Genomic DNA, 14,932 nt, shown 5'->3' on the forward strand with positions numbered 1-14,932 from the left:
CCAGCAGTTCGCACAGCGCGGTATTGGTCTCGTCGATCACACGGTCGCGGCCAAACACCGCCACGCCGTCGGGCATGGCCAGGAACAGCCCACGCAAATGCTGCTTCTTCTCGGCCAGGATATCGCGCACCACGGACTCCCGGTCGGCCAGCGCGGCGAGCTGGCCCAGCGCGGTGAACTGCCGGACCTGGAAGAACATCACCAGCACGGTGACCACGCCGGCGATCACGATCCCGACGCGCAGGCGGTCGTGATAGCTGGCAAGGGCCGCATCGCTGCTGATGCCGACCAGCACCGCGAGATTGCGCCCCGGCAGGCGCTGGATGGCGTAGATGCGGCGGGTGCCATCCAGCCCGCCGGCGGCCGTGATGAGGCTGTCCGGCGCGCCGGCCAGTGCCCTGCGCAACGCCGATCCGGGCATCAGCATCTGGCCCGGCTGGCAGCTTTCCTCGCTCCAGCGCGCGCGCACCACGAAGTCGTCGGTGCCCGCCAGCAGCACGGTGCCGGAATCCCCCAGGCCCGCCTTTGCGTAGACCTGCGACAGATAGCCGGGGTCAAGCGACACCACCACCACGCCCGCGAAGCGGCCATCCTTGGCGGCCACGATGCCTCGGGACAATTGCACGGACCAGTGGCCGCTGAACCGCCCGACAAGCGGCATGCCGACATAGAGCGACGGCAGCGCACGGCTCTCGTGAACGCGGAAATACTGGCGGTCGCTCAGGTCCAGCGACTCGAAGCCCTCGCTGGTGGATGCGCGCAGCCTGCCGGCGCGGTCGAGCACGGATACCTCGAGAAAGGGCTCGACAGCAAGGTAGCCGGCTCGCTTCCATTGCGCCAGCGGCAGCGCAGGCCCGCGCTCCACCACGGCGCCACCAATGAGCGACGCGATCTGGTCGGCCTCGGCCAGCGTAAGCTCGGCGTGTTCGCCGAGCAGCCCGGCCACGCGGGCCAGGCCGGCATGCACGTGCCGCAATTCGGCCGCGCGGTCCCATAGGCCCCAGCCGGCGAGCGCGCACCAGATGCAGACCACGATGACAATGCCTGACCAGAACGGGTGCCTCGCGGAGCGATGCGCACCTGCCAATGCCTGTCGGTAGATTTCCAGCCTCATGGGAAAGCTACCAAAAAACGAATATATTGTTCATCACAGCCGTGAATCGCAGCCTTCGATACTAGTCCGCGCGTGCGTGCGCCCCGCGCACCCCCTCGGTGCTGCTGCCTGAGGGCAGCCTGCTTGCGGCAAAGCTTCACAGTATGATCTATTCGGCTGCGCCAGTCCGCTCGCACTGGCCCATCGCCCCGGGACATCCGGCATAGCCGGCCAGGTGCATCGCGAAGCGTTAGCTTCGACGGTTCAGCGATGCCTTATCATGATTGCGTGTTTTCCTGGCATTAAGTTGCGCTCTGGCAGCTTTCCGAAGAATAATGAAAACAATACGATACGTAACGCCGCAGCCTCGCCCGGCGCGCGTTGCGTCAGTTGAAGAGGCCATATGACCGATCTGCGCTTTTATTCCACCAAGACCGCTGCCGAGTTGCTTGGCGTCTCCCTGCGCACGGTCCAGCTCTGGGTCGAAAACGGCCGGCTGCCCGCGTGGAAGACCGACGGCGGACATCGCAGGATCCCGGCCGATTCGGTCGACCGCATGGTGGCCGACCAGCGCAGCCAGACCGCCGCGTCCACGACAGCGGCAGCCGCCCCGGCGGGAAGGGCGTTTCGCGTACTGCTGGTAGAAGACGACGAGCACCTGCTGCAGATTTACCGCATGGCGCTGGAAACCCTCAACCCACCGGTCGAAATACTCGAGGCCACCAACGGATACGACGGTCTGCTGCTCATTGGCAGCAGCAAACCCGACCTTGTCATCCTGGATCTGATCATGCCTGGCATCGATGGCTTTCGCCTGTGCCGGACCATCGACGCGCAGCAGGAGTTTGCCGCCACACGCATCGTCGTGGTGACTTCGCTGGACAAGCATGCGATTGCGGACCGTGGCGGCATTCCCGCGCATATCCGTGTCTTTTCCAAGCCGATCCCGATGTCCGTGCTGCAGTCGCTGGTGGTGACCTTGCAGGTCGGCCCCGGCACGCCAGCCTAGGATTTGGGCAGGCGCAATGGCGGGATTCAGCGCAGCCATTGTATATCATTTTTTTCAAATGCCTTGATGCGCAAGGTTTCATATTTGCGCGAGTCGCGTGCGATGAAGGGCTGCCCCCCACTAGCCACGCCCCCCTCCCGGAGATCCCATGTCTATCCATGAACAACACCTGCGCGAAGCCGTACGCCTGGCCCGCGCCAATCGCGCGCGCGGCGGCCGGCCCTTTGGCGCGGTGCTCGCGCTCGATGGCGAACTGGTGGCAACCGGCGTCAACGACATCGTGCACAGCTTCGATCCCACCACGCACGCCGAGATGCAAGCCATCCGCGCCGCGTGCCGCAAGCTGGGCCGGCCAAGCCTCAAGGGTGCCATAGTGTATGCCAGCGGCCATCCGTGCCCGATGTGCCTGGCCGCGTTGACCATGACAGGCGTGGCGGCGGTGTACTACGCCTTTGACAATGCCGACGCTGCGCCCTATGGGCTCTCTAGCGAGGCCGCCTACCAGGCGCTGCGCCTGCCGCTGGACCCGCCACCGCTGCCGCTCACGCGCCTGCCGGCAGGGACGACGGCGGCGGAACTGTATGGGGCGTAGGACGGACGCCATGCGCAAAAACGGGCCGCATAACCAAAGCGTACCCGTTTCTGCGTGAGCGATAAAACCTGTTCCGTACCCATTTCTGCGTGGCTTTCAGGAGGCCGGAACAGGGAGCGTACCCGTTTCTGCGTGGCGCGGAGCGCCCGGGTGCCAGCCCCAATCAGTAGGTTTTATAGGGCAGGAACTTGCCTGACATCTCGATCTTCACGCGATCGCCATTCGGATCGGCCTCGCGCTGCAGGTCCATGCGGAAATCGATCGCGCTCATGATGCCGTCGCCAAACTCTTCGTGGATCAGCGCCTTGAAGGTCGTCCCGTAGATGCTGACCAGCTCGTGGAAGCGGTAGATCAGTGGATCGGTTGGCACGGAAGTGGGCAGCGAGCCCTTGTAAGGCACGGCACGCAGCCACGGCTCGGCCTGCGGCGGCAAGCCGAAGATTTCCATCACGGCCTGCGCGCCGGGCGCGTCGAAGGCCATCTGGCCCAGGCACGCGGCGGTCGTCCACTCCTTGCTCTTGCCTACCTTCTCGGCCACATCCGCCCAGCGAATGCCTTGGGTGACCTTGGCTTCGATGATCAGGTCGGTTACATCGCTGCGGTTCATTTGCGCTCCTCTGGATCCGGGTTCAGGGTGGGGGTGGCGGCTGCCGCGGCGTGGCGGCATATGCGCCGCGATGTCAGGGAAGCCCGTCCAACCGGGTGCAAGCCGCGGTGCGCGCGTTGTCGTATCGCGCCAGCGCGGCAAATGAGGTAGCACCCGGCACGAGGGCCTGCAGCGCCAACACGACAAGAAGGATCGGCATCACACCTCCGGCAGGTTCGTGCGCACCACATGGGGACTCGGTACCGGCACCACGCGTGCCGGCGTGGATCGTTGCGCGCATAGCCAGCATGACAATGCGCGCGCTCCCGTGACAAAGCGCTCCGCGCAAGGTTCGTGCCACTGCGCGGAACGCTGCGCCAGATGGTGCGTGCGAGCGCAGGCGCCGCACACAGGCGCACCAAGGCCGTCGCGACGCACGCACTGCCGCGGTGAATCACGCCGCGCTTGCGCACCCATCACCGCGCTCGCGCCCCCAAGCGGTGCAGCGCGGCGCATGGAATCCCGCCGCACGCGCCGGGCGTTGCGGCATGGCGCACATGGCGCACGTGGCACAGCCATTGCTTGCATACAAGATCGCATACAAGCAGCGGCCCGAGACCAACGAATTCCCGGAGAAATGCCATGACCAAGCTTTGCGACGAGACGCTGGCGCACTACGCCCGCAGCGCGCTCAAGCTGCACGGGCTGGAGCTGCCCAAGGACGCCGAGGCGCGCGTGATCGAACAATTCCTGCGCGTCGCCGCGGTGGCGGCGCCCATGCTGGCGCACCCGCTGGACGCCCATGACGAGCCGGCTCCGGTGTACCGGCCATGAGGGCGCACGATCCCTTGTTCGAATCCGCGCTGGCGATCCGCAGCGACATCGACACCGGCGCGCGCAGCGCGCTGGATGTGGCCACCGCCACGCTCGCGCGCATCGAGGCCTGCGACCCGCTGCTGCACGCCTTCACGGCCGTGACGCGCGAGCGCGCGCTGGCCGAGGCGCGCCGCATCGATGCTTTGCGCGCCCAGGGCGCGCGGCTGCCCCCGCTGGCCGGCGTGCCCTACGCCGTGAAGAACCTGTTCGACGTGGCGGACCTCACCACGCTGGCGGGCTCTCGCGTGCTGGCCGGCGCCGCACCGGCCCGGCGCGACGCGACGCTGGTTTCGCGCATGCGCGAGGCGGGCGCGGTCCTGGTGGGCGCGCTCAACATGGATGAGTTCGCCTACGGCTTCACCACCGAGAACGCGCATCGCGGCACCTGCCGCAATCCGCACGATCTGGCGCGGGTGGCGGGCGGCTCCTCAGGCGGCAGCGCGGCGGCGGTGGCCGCTGGCCTGGTGCCGCTGTCGCTCGGCTCGGACACCAATGGCTCGATCCGCGTGCCGGCGGCGCTCACCGGCATCTTCGGCCTCAAGCCCACCTATGGGCGGCTGTCCCGGCGCGGCAGCTATCCGTTCGTGCACAGCCTGGACCACGTCGGCCCCTTCGCGCGCTCGGTGGCGGACCTGGCGGCGGCCTACGATGTGCTGCAGTTCGCCGACACGCGGGATCCGGCCTGTGCGCGCCGCCCGCTCGAAGCGGTCAGCGGGCAGGCGCCGATGCGCGTGCGCGCGGCACGCCTGGGCGGCTACTTCGATGACATGGCCGGCGCCGACGCCCGCGCCGCCGCGCAGCGCGTGGCCGATGCGCTCGAAGCCACGGGCGTGATCCATCTGCCGGGCGCGGCAGCCGCGCGCTCGGCCGCCTTCGTCATCACCGGCACCGAGGGCGGGCACCTGCACCGCGAGCATCTGCGGCACCAGTACGCGCAGATGGAGCCGCTCTCGCGCGACCGCCTGGCCGCCGGGCTGGTGCTGCCGGCCGCGTGGTATGTGCGCGCGCAGCAGGTGCGCGCGGCCTTTCGCCAGGAACTGCTCGACGCCTTCACGCGCACCGAGCTGCTGATCGCCCCGGCCACGCCGGTGGCAGCACCGCTGGCCGGGCAAGAAGGCATCGAGATCAACGGCCAGGTGCTGCCGGCGCGCGCCAGCCTGGGCCTGCTGACCCAGCCCGTCTCGTGCATCGGCCTGCCGGTGCTGACGGTGCCGCTGGCCGGCCCCGACGGCTTGCCGCTAGGCGTGCAGCTGATCGCGCCGCCGTGGCGCGAGGACCTGGCCTTTGCGGCCGCCCAGGCGCTGGAGGCCATGGGTGTGGCGGCATGCCCGCGGCCATCCGCCTTGCTCGCGCAGGCCGCAGCATGAGCGGCGCCGAGGTCCGTGTCGTCTCACGCGCCGAAGCGGTCTATGCGCAACTGCGCGACGACATCTTCGAGTTCCGGATGCTGCCCGGCGACCGCTTCACCGAAGGCGAGATCGCCCTGCGCCTGGGCGTGTCGCGCACGCCGGTGCGCGAGGCGCTGCTGCGGCTGCAATCCGACGCGCTGGTGCAGGTGTATTTCCGCAGCGGCTGGGAGGTGGTGCCGCTGGATTTCACCCGTTTCGACGAGCTCTACGAGCTGCGCAAGCTGATCGAGGTCAACGCCGTGCGCATGTTGTGCACGCACGCCACGCCCACGGTGGATCACGGCGCGCTGGCCCAGCTCGCGCAGTTCTGGCAGGTGCCGCAGGACGCACGCCTGGACGATGGGCGCCTGGTGGCGCAACACGATGAGGCCTTTCACGCCGCGCTGGTGGCAGCGGCCGGCAATCGCGAAATCGCCAGCGTCCACCGGCAGGTCACCGAGCGCATCCGCATCATCCGCCGGCTCGATTTCACGTACGCCGCGCGCGTGACCGCCACCTACGACGAGCACGCCGCCATCCTGCGCGAGATCCAGCGCCAGCGCGCGGAGCAGGCCGTGCTGCTGCTGTCCAGCCATATTGAAGAAAGCCGCGCCGAAGTGCGCAAGATCACGCTGCACCGCTTGCAGACGATACGCACCGACGGCGCGCGCGCACGCGCCTGACGTGCACCGCGATGGCACCACGCAGGCACGGCGCTCACCTGCCGCGCCTTATCGCGCCTGATCCCACCATGGCGCGCCCGCATGCGCCGGCACGCGGGCGTGCACGGGCAGTGGCACAGAGCTTGCGTCTTTGATCTTGTGTACCGGCTTGCATACAAGATGCAGCGAACCTCCCCGCCCGCGCTTCGCGCTCCCCGGCGTCTGCGGATTTTGTCCCTCCACTCCTTTCGTCGCGAGATCACCATGACCGATTCACGCTTCAACCCACGCCGCCGCCTCGCCCTGCGCCAGGGCCTTGCCGCCGGCGCGATGCTGGCCGCGCCTGCCATCGTGCGTGCGCAAACGCAGAAGATCCGCCTGGGCTTCTGGCCGATCGCCGGCGGCATCCCGCTGTACGCGGGCATCGAGACGGGGCTGTTCAAGCAAGCCGGCCTGGAGGTGGAAGCCGTGAAATTCGCCAGCGCGCAGCAAGTGGTGGAAGCCATGATCGCCGGGCGCATCGAGGGCTCGGCCAACGGCACGGCTTCCGCGGCGCTGGGGCTGGGCGAGATCACCTCGCCCGGCCTGTGCAAGATCTTTGCCGCCAACCCGTCCAACGCCACGCTGCTGCTCGATGAGATACTGGTGGCCAAGGACAGCCCCTTCAAGACCCTGGCTGATCTCAAAGGCAAGCGCATCGGCTGCGGCCCCGGCATCCAGAACGTGACGCTGGCCAGGGTGATCTTCGAGAAGAACGGCTACGCCGACGTCAAACCCGTCGAGTTGCCGGTAGGCCAGCACGTGGCCGCACTTGCCGCGGGCCAGCTCGACGCGGTCTATACGCTGGAGCCCACCGGCACCGTGGGCCGGCTCAACGGCACCTGCCGCGCGCTGGAGTACGGCGTGATCTCGCGCTATGTGCTGGGCAACGCCGGCCTGCCCTGGTTTGGCGGCTCGGCCTCGCTGACCTCGGCCTTCCTGTCATCCAACCCGGAGTTGTCGAAGCGCTTTATCGCCGCCTACGGCCACGCCATCGACATGGTGCGCAAGGATCCGGTCAAGGTGCGCCCCTTCCTGAAGGGCTACACCAGCATCGACGACCAGCTTGCCAAGGAAGTGCCGCTGCCCGGCTTCACGCTCTACAACGAGTTCAAGCCGGCCGATATCGAGGCCTTCCAGAAGTTCTTCGACGTCTTCCACGACCGCAAGCTGTTTGCCCGCCGGGTGCCGGTGGCGGACATGCTCTACCGGGGCTGACATGCGTGCTTCCCACCTGGCGCCGCGGCTGCTGCCGCTGATCGGCCCGCTGGCGCTGCTGGCGCTGTGGCAGGCCGCGGTCTCGGCCAAATGGGCCAACCCGGTGCTGCTGCCATCGCCGGCAGCCACGCTCGGCGTGCTGTTCGGCAGTTTTGCCGACGGCTCCATCAACACAGACCTGCTGGCCACTGTGTCACGCACCTTCTACGCGTTTGCGATCGCCGCGGTGATCGGCGTGCCGCTGGGCGTGGCGCTGGGCAGCTCGGTCCCGGCCTATCGCAGCGTGGAGTTCCTGATCGACTTCTTCCGCTCCACGCCGTCATCCGCGCTGATCCCGCTGTTCATGCTGCTGTTCGGCCTGTCGGATGCGAACAAGATTGCCATTGCCGCGTTCGCCGCGGTGCTGCTGATCCTGTTCAACAGCGCTTACGGCGTGATGAACGCCAAGAAGACGCGCGTGCTGGCGGTGCAGGCCATGGGCGTGTCCAGGTGGCACGTGTTCAAGGACGTGCTGCTGATGGAGAGCCTGCCGCAGACCTTCGTCGGGCTGCGCACCGGGGTGTCGATGTCGCTGGTGATCGTGATCGTGGCGGAGATGTTCATCGGCTCGGACACGGGCCTTGGCCACCGCATCATCGACGCGCAGCAGGTCTTCAACATCCGCAGCATGTACGCCGCCATCCTGGTCACCGGCGCGCTCGGCTATGTGCTCAACCTGGCCTTCTTCATGCTGGAGAAGCGCTTTGTCCACTGGAGCGGCAAATGAGAGTCCTGCAATCGGGTGCCGGCGTGGCCGACGCGCCGCCGCCGTCGCCGCTGGTGGCCGCACCGGCTAGGCGCGAGGTCCATGTCACCATCCGCGGCCTGTCCAAGGCCTTCGGCGGCGTGCCGCTGTACCAGCATCTCGACCTGGACCTGCCGCGCGGCAAGATCGTCTCGATCTTCGGGCCCAATGGCTGCGGCAAGTCGACGCTGATCAACATGGTGGCGGGCCTGCTGCCGTTCGACCGGGGCGAGGTGCTGTTCGACGGCAAGACGCTGCGCCAGACCGTGATCGGCTACGTCTTCCAGAACTACCGCGACGCCCTGCTGCCGTGGATCAGCGCGCGCGACAATGTGGCCTACCCGCTGCGCCGCAAGGGCATGCCGGAGGCGCAGGTCAAGGCGCGCACCGAGGAGCTGCTGCGCACCTTCGACGTACGCTTTGACGTCAACCGCTTTCCCTATGAGCTCTCGGGCGGGCAGCAGCAACTGATCTGCATCATGCGCGCGCTGGCGCCGCGGCCCGAGGTGCTGTTCCTCGACGAACCCTTTTCTGCGTTGGATTTCGAGACCACCCTGTTCATCCGCGACAAGCTCCAGGAGGTGCAACTGGCCGAGGGCACCACCATGGTGATCGTCTCCCACGATCTGGAGGACGCCGTCTTCCTGGCCGACCGCATCCTGCTGCTGACGCGCCGGCCCACGCGCGTGGCCGAGGCGATCGACTTCGACATGCCGCGCCCGCGCGATGCGCAGGCGGTGGCCGATCCGCGCTTCATCGCCACCCGCGCGCATGCGCTGGCGGTGTTCCAGCGCGAGGTGCGGGCACGCTGAGGCGCGTGTCGACGGGCCGCTGCAGGGGCAAATCCTTGCGAGAGTTATTTCCGATGTAACGCCACATTACGGGACCGGCCACGGTCCCGTTTTCTTTTTGAGGCTGCGGCCGGCCCCGCGGCACCACCCGTGCGCCCAATGCCGGCAAGGCCTGGAGGGTCGCGTGCGAGGGCTCGGAGAGCCTCTCCGAAGGTGACGCCGAGGCCGTTGAAAGTGTGATTGCGCCTTACAAGTGCAAGCACACCGGCGCGGGCCCGATGGCTACAGTGAAGCCATGTTCAACGCGAAGCCAGTCACGGAGTCCCCAACATGAAACGCGCCATCGCCCTGGTTGTCCTGCTCTCCTCCGCAGCGGCCCTGTTGTCCGCCTGCATCGTGGTGCCCCCGCGTGGCGGCCCGCCGCCGTACCGTTACCACGACCGCTATTGAGCGGCCGCCGGCAAGACGCACGCGCCGCCCCCGAATCCAATGCATCGCTCGCCCCCTGGAGTTGAACCATGAAACGCCAACTGCTGCTCGCCCTCACTACCCTTGCCGCTGGCGCCGCGCTTGGCCTGATCTCGCCGGCCCAGGCCCAGGCCTATCCCCCGGGCTACCACGGCACCCCGCATATGCGCCCGGCGCCGCCCCCGCCGCGCTATGAGCCGCGCCCGCCGGGCCGCCCTGGCCAGGCATGGGTACCGGGACACTGGAACGCCCACGGCGGCAGCTATGCCTGGCGCGGCGGCTACTGGCAACGCGAACGCCCGGGCCACCGCTATGTGCCCGAGCGCTGGGTGCAAGGCCCGCATGGCGGCTGGGTGATGCGGCCCGGCTACTGGACCCGCTAAGCCGATCCTCCGCGGCAAGCATGCCACGCACGCCGTCCCTGCCTCGCGCAGGGACGGCGTTTTTTTTGCGTGCCTGGCTGGCGCGCCCGGCACGCTACAGCAGCCGGCCATCGAGTGTGTGCTAGCCAACAGTCCCCCTCGTGGCCCGGCATTACAGTCACCTCACTACCCGTCACCCGGCTCGCCGCTAGCGCGAGCCAGGCTTCGTGCTGCGTGAAGGAGACATGCCATGGCAGACGACAAGCAGATCGTACCGGTCATCCTGTGTGGCGGCGCTGGCTCCAGGCTGTGGCCATTGTCCCGTGACGGCTATCCCAAGCAGTTCCTGCGCCTGCTCGGACAGGACTCGCTGCTGCAAGACACCCTGCTGCGGGTGCGGGAGATTCCTGGTGCGCAAGACCCCATCCTGGTCAGCAATGAAGCGCACCGTTTCGTGGTGGCCGAACAGGCGCGGGAGGCGGGCTGCGCACTGTCCGCCATCGTGCTCGAGCCGCATCCGCGCAATACCGCGCCCGCCGCCGCCGTGGCTGCGCTGCAGGCGCGCAGCGGCGGTGCCGACCCGGTGCTGCTGGTGCTGCCCTCCGATCACCTGATCGGCGACCGCGCCGCCTTCACCCAGACCGTGTGCCAGGCCAGCGCCGTGGCCGCGACCGGGGTGGTGGTGACGCTGGGCGTGGTGCCCACGTTTGCCGCCACCGGCTACGGCTATATCAAGGCGGTGCCCAGCAATACGGCCGACTTGCTGTCGGTCACGCGCTTCGTCGAAAAGCCCTCGCTGGAAATGGCCACCGGCTACCTGCAGGAAGGCAACTGCTTCTGGAACAGCGGCATCTTCCTGTTGCGCGCCTCCGCCTATCTCGCCGCGCTGGAACGGTTCGCGCCGGACATCCTGCTGGCCGCGCAAGAAGCGATGGTGCGCGGCCACCGCGACCTGGACTTCTTCCGGCTCGACGCCGACGCCTTCGCCGCCTGCCGCTCCGACTCGATCGACTACGCCGTCATGGAACACCTGCGCGACGCGCAAATGGCGCCGCTCTGCGCCGACTGGAGCGACGTGGGCTCCTGGGACGCGGTGTGGAAAGCCGCCGGGAAAACCGCCGATGGCAACGTGGCCATCGGCGACGTGGTCACGCACCACGCGCAGGGCTGCCTCGCCCACGCCTCGCACCGGATGGTGGCGATCGCCGGCCTGGACGACGTGATGGTGGTGGAAACGCCGGATGTGGTGCTGGTGGTCCACAAGGATCACTGCCAGGACGTCAAGCAACTGGTGGAGGCGGTGCGCGCCCAGGGCCGCCCCGAGGCCACCCAGCATCGCAAGGTATACCGGCCCTGGGGCACCTACGACGCCGTGGACCACGGCACGCGCTACCAGGTCAAGCGCATCACGGTCAAACCCGGCGCCAAGCTTTCGCTGCAACTGCATCACCACCGTGCCGAGCACTGGGTGGTGGTTTCCGGCACGGCGCGCGTGCGCCGCGGCGACCTCGAGTACCTGCTGACCGAAGACCAATCCACCTATATCCCGATCGGCGAGGCGCACAGCCTTGAAAACCCCGGCCGGATCCCGCTCGAACTGATCGAGATCCAGTCCGGCTCCTACCTTGGCGAAGACGACATCATCCGGATGGCAGATATCTATGGGCGCGCATGAGTTCGAACGCCTTGGCCGGCTCGCGACCAGCGAGCTGCAACCCCAAGCCTGCGGCGACACCGGCAGCGGCGGGGCGCAACGCCCGCGCCGCGCGCTGATCACCGGCATCACCGGGCAGGACGGCGCCTACCTGTGCGAACTGCTGATCGCCAAAGGCTACGAGGTACACGGCATCAAGCGCCGCAGTTCGTTGTTCAATACCGAGCGCATCGACCACCTGTACCAGGACCCGCAAGCGCCCAGGCGCAGCCTGATCCTGCACCATGGGGACATGACCGACACCGCCAGCCTGGTGCGCGTGGTGCAGCAATCGCAACCCGACGAGATCTACAACCTGGCGGCGCAAAGCCATGTGCAGGTGTCGTTCGAGCAGCCTGAATACACTGCCAACACGGATGCACTGGGCACGCTGCGCCTGCTCGAAGCCGTGCGCATTCTCGGCCTGGAGAAGCAAACCCGCTTCTACCAGGCGTCCACCTCCGAGCTGTACGGCCTGGTGCAGGAAACACCGCAAAAGGAGACCACGCCGTTCTACCCGCGCAGCCCCTATGCAGCCGCCAAGCTGTACGCCTACTGGATCACGGTGAACTATCGCGAGGCCTACGGCATGTATGCCTGCAACGGCATCCTGTTCAATCACGAGAGCCCGGTGCGCGGCGAGACCTTCGTCACGCGCAAGATCACGCGGGCGATCGCGCGCATCGCACTGGGGCTCCAGGACACGCTCTATCTCGGCAATCTGTCGGCCCTGCGTGACTGGGGCCACGCGCGCGACTACGTGCAAATGCAGTGGCTGATGCTGCAGCAGGACAAGCCCGAGGACTACGTGATCGCCAGCGGCGAGCAGCATAGCGTGCGCGAGTTCGTGCAGTTGGCCGCCCAGGAGCTCGGCATCACGGTGCGCTTCGAGGGCGAAGGCGTCGATGAGGTTGGCGTGGTGGCGCGCGTCGATGCCGCCACCGGCCCGGTGGTGGCGCGTTGCAAGGTAGGCGACGTGATCGTGCGGGTGGATGCGCGTTACTTCCGGCCCACCGAAGTCGAGACCTTGCTGGGCGACGCCAGCAAGGCGCGCGAGCGTCTTGGCTGGTCGCCGCGCACGCATTTTGCGGCGTTGGTGCGGGAGATGGTGGAGGCTGACTTCGCCGCGGCGCGGCGCGATGCGTTCGTCAAGCTGGCCGGGTTCCGGGCTTACGACCATCATGAGTGAAGCCGGCAACGCGGTGTCAAGACATCCCGCGCCAGGTTCCACTCCCGCGCGGCGAGCCCCTGTGTTCGTGGCGGGCCACCGCGGCATGGTTGGCTCGGCCATCGTGCGCGCGCTGGAGGCAAGCGGGCAGGCCGACGTCATCACGCGCAGCCACGCCGAGCTCGACCTCACCGACCAGCAGCAGGTGCGTGCGTTCTTTGCCACCCAGGGCATCGACACGGTCTACCTGGCAGCCGCCCGGGTCGGCGGCATCCACGCCAACCACACCTATCCCGCCGAGTTCATCCAGCAGAACCTTATGATCGCGGCCAACGTCATCCACGAGGCCTGGCGCGCGGGCGTGAAGCGCCTGCTGTTCCTCGGCTCCAGCTGCATCTATCCGAAGTTCGCGCCGCAGCCCATTGGCGAGGCCGCGCTGCTCACCGGGCCGCTCGAGCCCACCAACGCGCCCTACGCCCTGGCCAAGATTGCCGGCATTGCCCTGTGCGAGAGCTACAACCGCCAGTACGGCACCGACTACCGCTGCGTGATGCCGACCAACCTCTACGGCCCGGGCGACAACTATCACCCCGACAACAGCCACGTGATACCAGGCCTGCTGCGGCGCTTCCACGAGGCCGGCATGGCACACGCCCAGCACGTGCCGGTGTGGGGTAGCGGCACGCCGCTGCGCGAGTTCCTCTACGCGGACGACCTGGCCGCGGCATGCCTGCATGTGATGGCGCTGCCCGAGGACGTGTACCGCCAGACCGCGCCGGCCGGATTCCTGAACGTGGGCAGCAGCGAGGAAGTCAGCATCCGCGAACTGGCGGTGCTGGTGGCGCTGACCGTGGGCTTTCGCGGCGACGTGGTCTTCGACAGCGGCAAGCCCGACGGCACGCCGCGCAAGCGGCTCGACTGCACGGCCCTTGCCGCCACCGGCTGGCAGCCGGCCGTGGCGTTGCGCGACGGCCTGCGGCTGGCCTACCTGGACGCATTGCAAAGCGGGAGGCTGGCGCATGGCACAGCGCCGGCACAACCCGTGGAGGCCTGACATGAAACCCCTGCTCCGCCATGCCGACAAGCGCGCACGGCCCCAGGCCGCTGCGCCCACGGCGTCGGCTACCTCCTCGCCAGCGCGTCCCGGCGTGCTCTGGCCCGGCCAGGTCGTCTTTCCCACGGGCAGCGCTGATGCGGGCCTGTGGCGGCGCTGCCTGCAGCAGATGAGAGCCATCTCGCTCAGTCCCGGCGCGCTGGTGGTGTTGGCGGGCCAGAGCCGGCTGGAGAACTGGGCCATGCTGCTGGCCAGCATGGCCCTGGGCCGGCGGCGCGCGGCATTCTTCCACGGCGCCGCCTTTGCGAGCGTTCCCGGCCGCCTGGGCGCGCTGGCAGATGCGGTATTGCTGCGCCGTTGCCAGGGCGTCTTCGTGGGCAGCGAGCGCGGCTGCGCGCGCGCCATTGCCGCCGATGTCCCACCGCGCAAGATCTTTGCCTGCCGCCCGCCTGCCGTGCTGCCGGACGGCTTCAATGCCGCCGCCGAACTGCGCGAGCGGGTCGAGCACGCACCGCCGCCGCATGCGCCGCATTTCCTGCATGTTGGCACCCTCGCGCACGATCCGGCCCTGGTACTGCTGCTCTACGCGTTTGCCGGCGCGCGGCAGGCGTGGCCGGCGGCCACGTTGGCGCTGGTGGGCACCGGCCACGCCTATGGCCGCCTGCGCACCATGGCCGACGCGCTCGGACTGGGGGCATCGGTCCGCTTCCTGGGTGCGATGGCGCCGGCGGACTATGCCGTGGAGTACCGCAAGGCGAGCTGCCTGGTACTGCCCGATGCCGCGCTGCGCTGGCATCCGCTGGTGCGCGAGGCACTGAGCTACGGCTGCCCGGTGGTGGTGAGCGTGAACAACGACGACGCCGGCGAACTGATACGCGACGGCGTCACCGGCTTGTACTTCAAGGCGGGAGACGCCGGTGCGCTGGCCAGGTGCCTGACGCAGGTACCCACGCGTTTTGCCGATGCCGCCGCCACCGCCGCGCGCTGCCAGGCCGCCGCGCTGGAGGACTCCCCCGCCTCCGCGGGCAGGGCCATGGCCGCCGGCTGCGTGCGGATCATGGCCGCGGACTAGGCGCGCGCCAGCATGTGCCGCCACGCCCCCCGCGCGCCGCGCAGGGCGTGACGGCTTCGTACCCCCAGACAAAGCAT

Annotated in this window: 14 protein-coding genes and 1 pseudogene; 13 read left to right on the top strand and 2 right to left on the bottom strand. The window is 68.3% G+C overall.

Annotated features, from left to right (window positions below; translation table 11 throughout):
* Nucleotides 1–1,114, bottom strand: a pseudogene (locus ACYP5B_RS37810) (ATP-binding protein); the annotation flags it as partial.
* 382 nt (nt 1,115–1,496) lie between these two features.
* Between ACYP5B_RS37810 and ACYP5B_RS37815 the strand changes: the two are divergent.
* Both ACYP5B_RS37815 and ACYP5B_RS37820 read left to right on the top strand, forming a co-directional pair.
* Nucleotides 1,497–2,102, top strand: a complete 606-nt coding sequence (locus ACYP5B_RS37815; RefSeq protein WP_400094692.1) for a response regulator — start codon at nt 1,497–1,499, stop codon at nt 2,100–2,102.
* A gap of 148 nt (nt 2,103–2,250) precedes the next feature.
* Entirely contained in the window at nt 2,251–2,694 is a 444-nt protein-coding gene (locus ACYP5B_RS37820; protein WP_400094691.1) for a nucleoside deaminase, read from the top strand.
* Nucleotides 2,695–2,857: 163 nt separating this feature from the next.
* On the opposite strand, the gene cynS is transcribed toward ACYP5B_RS37820, so the two are convergent.
* The gene (gene cynS, locus ACYP5B_RS37825; RefSeq protein ID WP_318231483.1) at nt 2,858–3,301 is read right to left on the bottom strand and encodes a cyanase; all 444 of its coding nucleotides are present in this window, start codon (nt 3,299–3,301) and stop codon (nt 2,858–2,860) included.
* Nucleotides 3,302–3,922: 621 nt separating this feature from the next.
* Here cynS and ACYP5B_RS37830 point away from each other — a divergent pair.
* The 11 genes from ACYP5B_RS37830 to ACYP5B_RS37880 all read left to right on the top strand — a co-directional run bounded on the left by ACYP5B_RS37830 (nt 3,923) and on the right by ACYP5B_RS37880 (nt 14,855).
* Nucleotides 3,923–4,114, top strand: coding sequence for a DUF4089 domain-containing protein (locus ACYP5B_RS37830; RefSeq protein ID WP_400094689.1), 192 nt, complete (start codon nt 3,923–3,925; stop codon nt 4,112–4,114).
* Complete coding sequence (locus tag ACYP5B_RS37835; RefSeq protein ID WP_459572993.1) at nt 4,111–5,523, top strand: AtzE family amidohydrolase; 1,413 nt, start codon at nt 4,111–4,113, stop codon at nt 5,521–5,523. Before ACYP5B_RS37830 ends, ACYP5B_RS37835 begins: the two co-directional genes overlap by 4 nt.
* Nucleotides 5,520–6,227, top strand: coding sequence for a GntR family transcriptional regulator (locus ACYP5B_RS37840; RefSeq protein ID WP_400094687.1), 708 nt, complete (start codon nt 5,520–5,522; stop codon nt 6,225–6,227). Before ACYP5B_RS37835 ends, ACYP5B_RS37840 begins: the two co-directional genes overlap by 4 nt.
* 243 nt (nt 6,228–6,470) lie before the next feature.
* Complete coding sequence (locus tag ACYP5B_RS37845) at nt 6,471–7,463, top strand: ABC transporter substrate-binding protein (protein WP_400094686.1); 993 nt, start codon at nt 6,471–6,473, stop codon at nt 7,461–7,463.
* Nucleotide 7,464: 1 nt separating this feature from the next.
* Complete coding sequence (locus ACYP5B_RS37850; protein ID WP_400094685.1) at nt 7,465–8,229, top strand: ABC transporter permease; 765 nt, start codon at nt 7,465–7,467, stop codon at nt 8,227–8,229.
* Complete coding sequence (locus ACYP5B_RS37855) at nt 8,226–9,059, top strand: ABC transporter ATP-binding protein (RefSeq protein ID WP_459572994.1); 834 nt, start codon at nt 8,226–8,228, stop codon at nt 9,057–9,059. Before ACYP5B_RS37850 ends, ACYP5B_RS37855 begins: the two co-directional genes overlap by 4 nt.
* A gap of 497 nt (nt 9,060–9,556) precedes the next feature.
* Nucleotides 9,557–9,889, top strand: a complete 333-nt coding sequence (locus tag ACYP5B_RS37860; protein ID WP_318231490.1) for a hypothetical protein — start codon at nt 9,557–9,559, stop codon at nt 9,887–9,889.
* A gap of 229 nt (nt 9,890–10,118) precedes the next feature.
* The gene (locus tag ACYP5B_RS37865) at nt 10,119–11,543 is read left to right on the top strand and encodes a mannose-1-phosphate guanylyltransferase/mannose-6-phosphate isomerase (RefSeq protein WP_459572995.1); all 1,425 of its coding nucleotides are present in this window, start codon (nt 10,119–10,121) and stop codon (nt 11,541–11,543) included.
* Nucleotides 11,530–12,750: a GDP-mannose 4,6-dehydratase gene (gene gmd / locus ACYP5B_RS37870; RefSeq protein WP_459572996.1), complete on the top strand. Its 1,221-nt coding sequence runs from the start codon at nt 11,530–11,532 to the stop codon at nt 12,748–12,750. Before ACYP5B_RS37865 ends, gmd begins: the two co-directional genes overlap by 14 nt.
* A complete protein-coding gene (locus ACYP5B_RS37875; protein WP_400094678.1) occupies nt 12,743–13,783 on the top strand; it encodes a GDP-L-fucose synthase family protein in 1,041 nt (346 codons plus the stop codon). Before gmd ends, ACYP5B_RS37875 begins: the two co-directional genes overlap by 8 nt.
* A 1-nt stretch (nt 13,784) precedes the next feature.
* A complete protein-coding gene (locus ACYP5B_RS37880; protein WP_459572997.1) occupies nt 13,785–14,855 on the top strand; it encodes a glycosyltransferase in 1,071 nt (356 codons plus the stop codon).
* Nucleotides 14,856–14,932 lie beyond the last annotated feature (77 nt).

The organism is Cupriavidus sp. 8B (genome assembly GCF_054589115.1).

Excerpts from the sequence above, each read along its gene's own strand:
- ACYP5B_RS37815 (WP_400094692.1), top strand. The coding sequence starts at position 1,497 with ATGACCGATCTGCGCTTTTATTCCACCAAGACCGCTGCCGAGTTGCTT.
- ACYP5B_RS37820 (WP_400094691.1), top strand. The coding sequence starts at position 2,251 with ATGTCTATCCATGAACAACACCTGCGCGAAGCCGTACGCCTGGCCCGC.
- cynS (WP_318231483.1), bottom strand. The coding sequence starts at position 3,301 with ATGAACCGCAGCGATGTAACCGACCTGATCATCGAAGCCAAGGTCACC.
- ACYP5B_RS37830 (WP_400094689.1), top strand. The coding sequence starts at position 3,923 with ATGACCAAGCTTTGCGACGAGACGCTGGCGCACTACGCCCGCAGCGCG.
- ACYP5B_RS37835 (WP_459572993.1), top strand. The coding sequence starts at position 4,111 with ATGAGGGCGCACGATCCCTTGTTCGAATCCGCGCTGGCGATCCGCAGC.
- ACYP5B_RS37840 (WP_400094687.1), top strand. The coding sequence starts at position 5,520 with ATGAGCGGCGCCGAGGTCCGTGTCGTCTCACGCGCCGAAGCGGTCTAT.
- ACYP5B_RS37845 (WP_400094686.1), top strand. The coding sequence starts at position 6,471 with ATGACCGATTCACGCTTCAACCCACGCCGCCGCCTCGCCCTGCGCCAG.
- ACYP5B_RS37850 (WP_400094685.1), top strand. The coding sequence starts at position 7,465 with ATGCGTGCTTCCCACCTGGCGCCGCGGCTGCTGCCGCTGATCGGCCCG.
- ACYP5B_RS37855 (WP_459572994.1), top strand. The coding sequence starts at position 8,226 with ATGAGAGTCCTGCAATCGGGTGCCGGCGTGGCCGACGCGCCGCCGCCG.
- ACYP5B_RS37860 (WP_318231490.1), top strand. The coding sequence starts at position 9,557 with ATGAAACGCCAACTGCTGCTCGCCCTCACTACCCTTGCCGCTGGCGCC.
- ACYP5B_RS37865 (WP_459572995.1), top strand. The coding sequence starts at position 10,119 with ATGGCAGACGACAAGCAGATCGTACCGGTCATCCTGTGTGGCGGCGCT.
- gmd (WP_459572996.1), top strand. The coding sequence starts at position 11,530 with ATGGGCGCGCATGAGTTCGAACGCCTTGGCCGGCTCGCGACCAGCGAG.
- ACYP5B_RS37875 (WP_400094678.1), top strand. The coding sequence starts at position 12,743 with ATGAGTGAAGCCGGCAACGCGGTGTCAAGACATCCCGCGCCAGGTTCC.
- ACYP5B_RS37880 (WP_459572997.1), top strand. The coding sequence starts at position 13,785 with ATGAAACCCCTGCTCCGCCATGCCGACAAGCGCGCACGGCCCCAGGCC.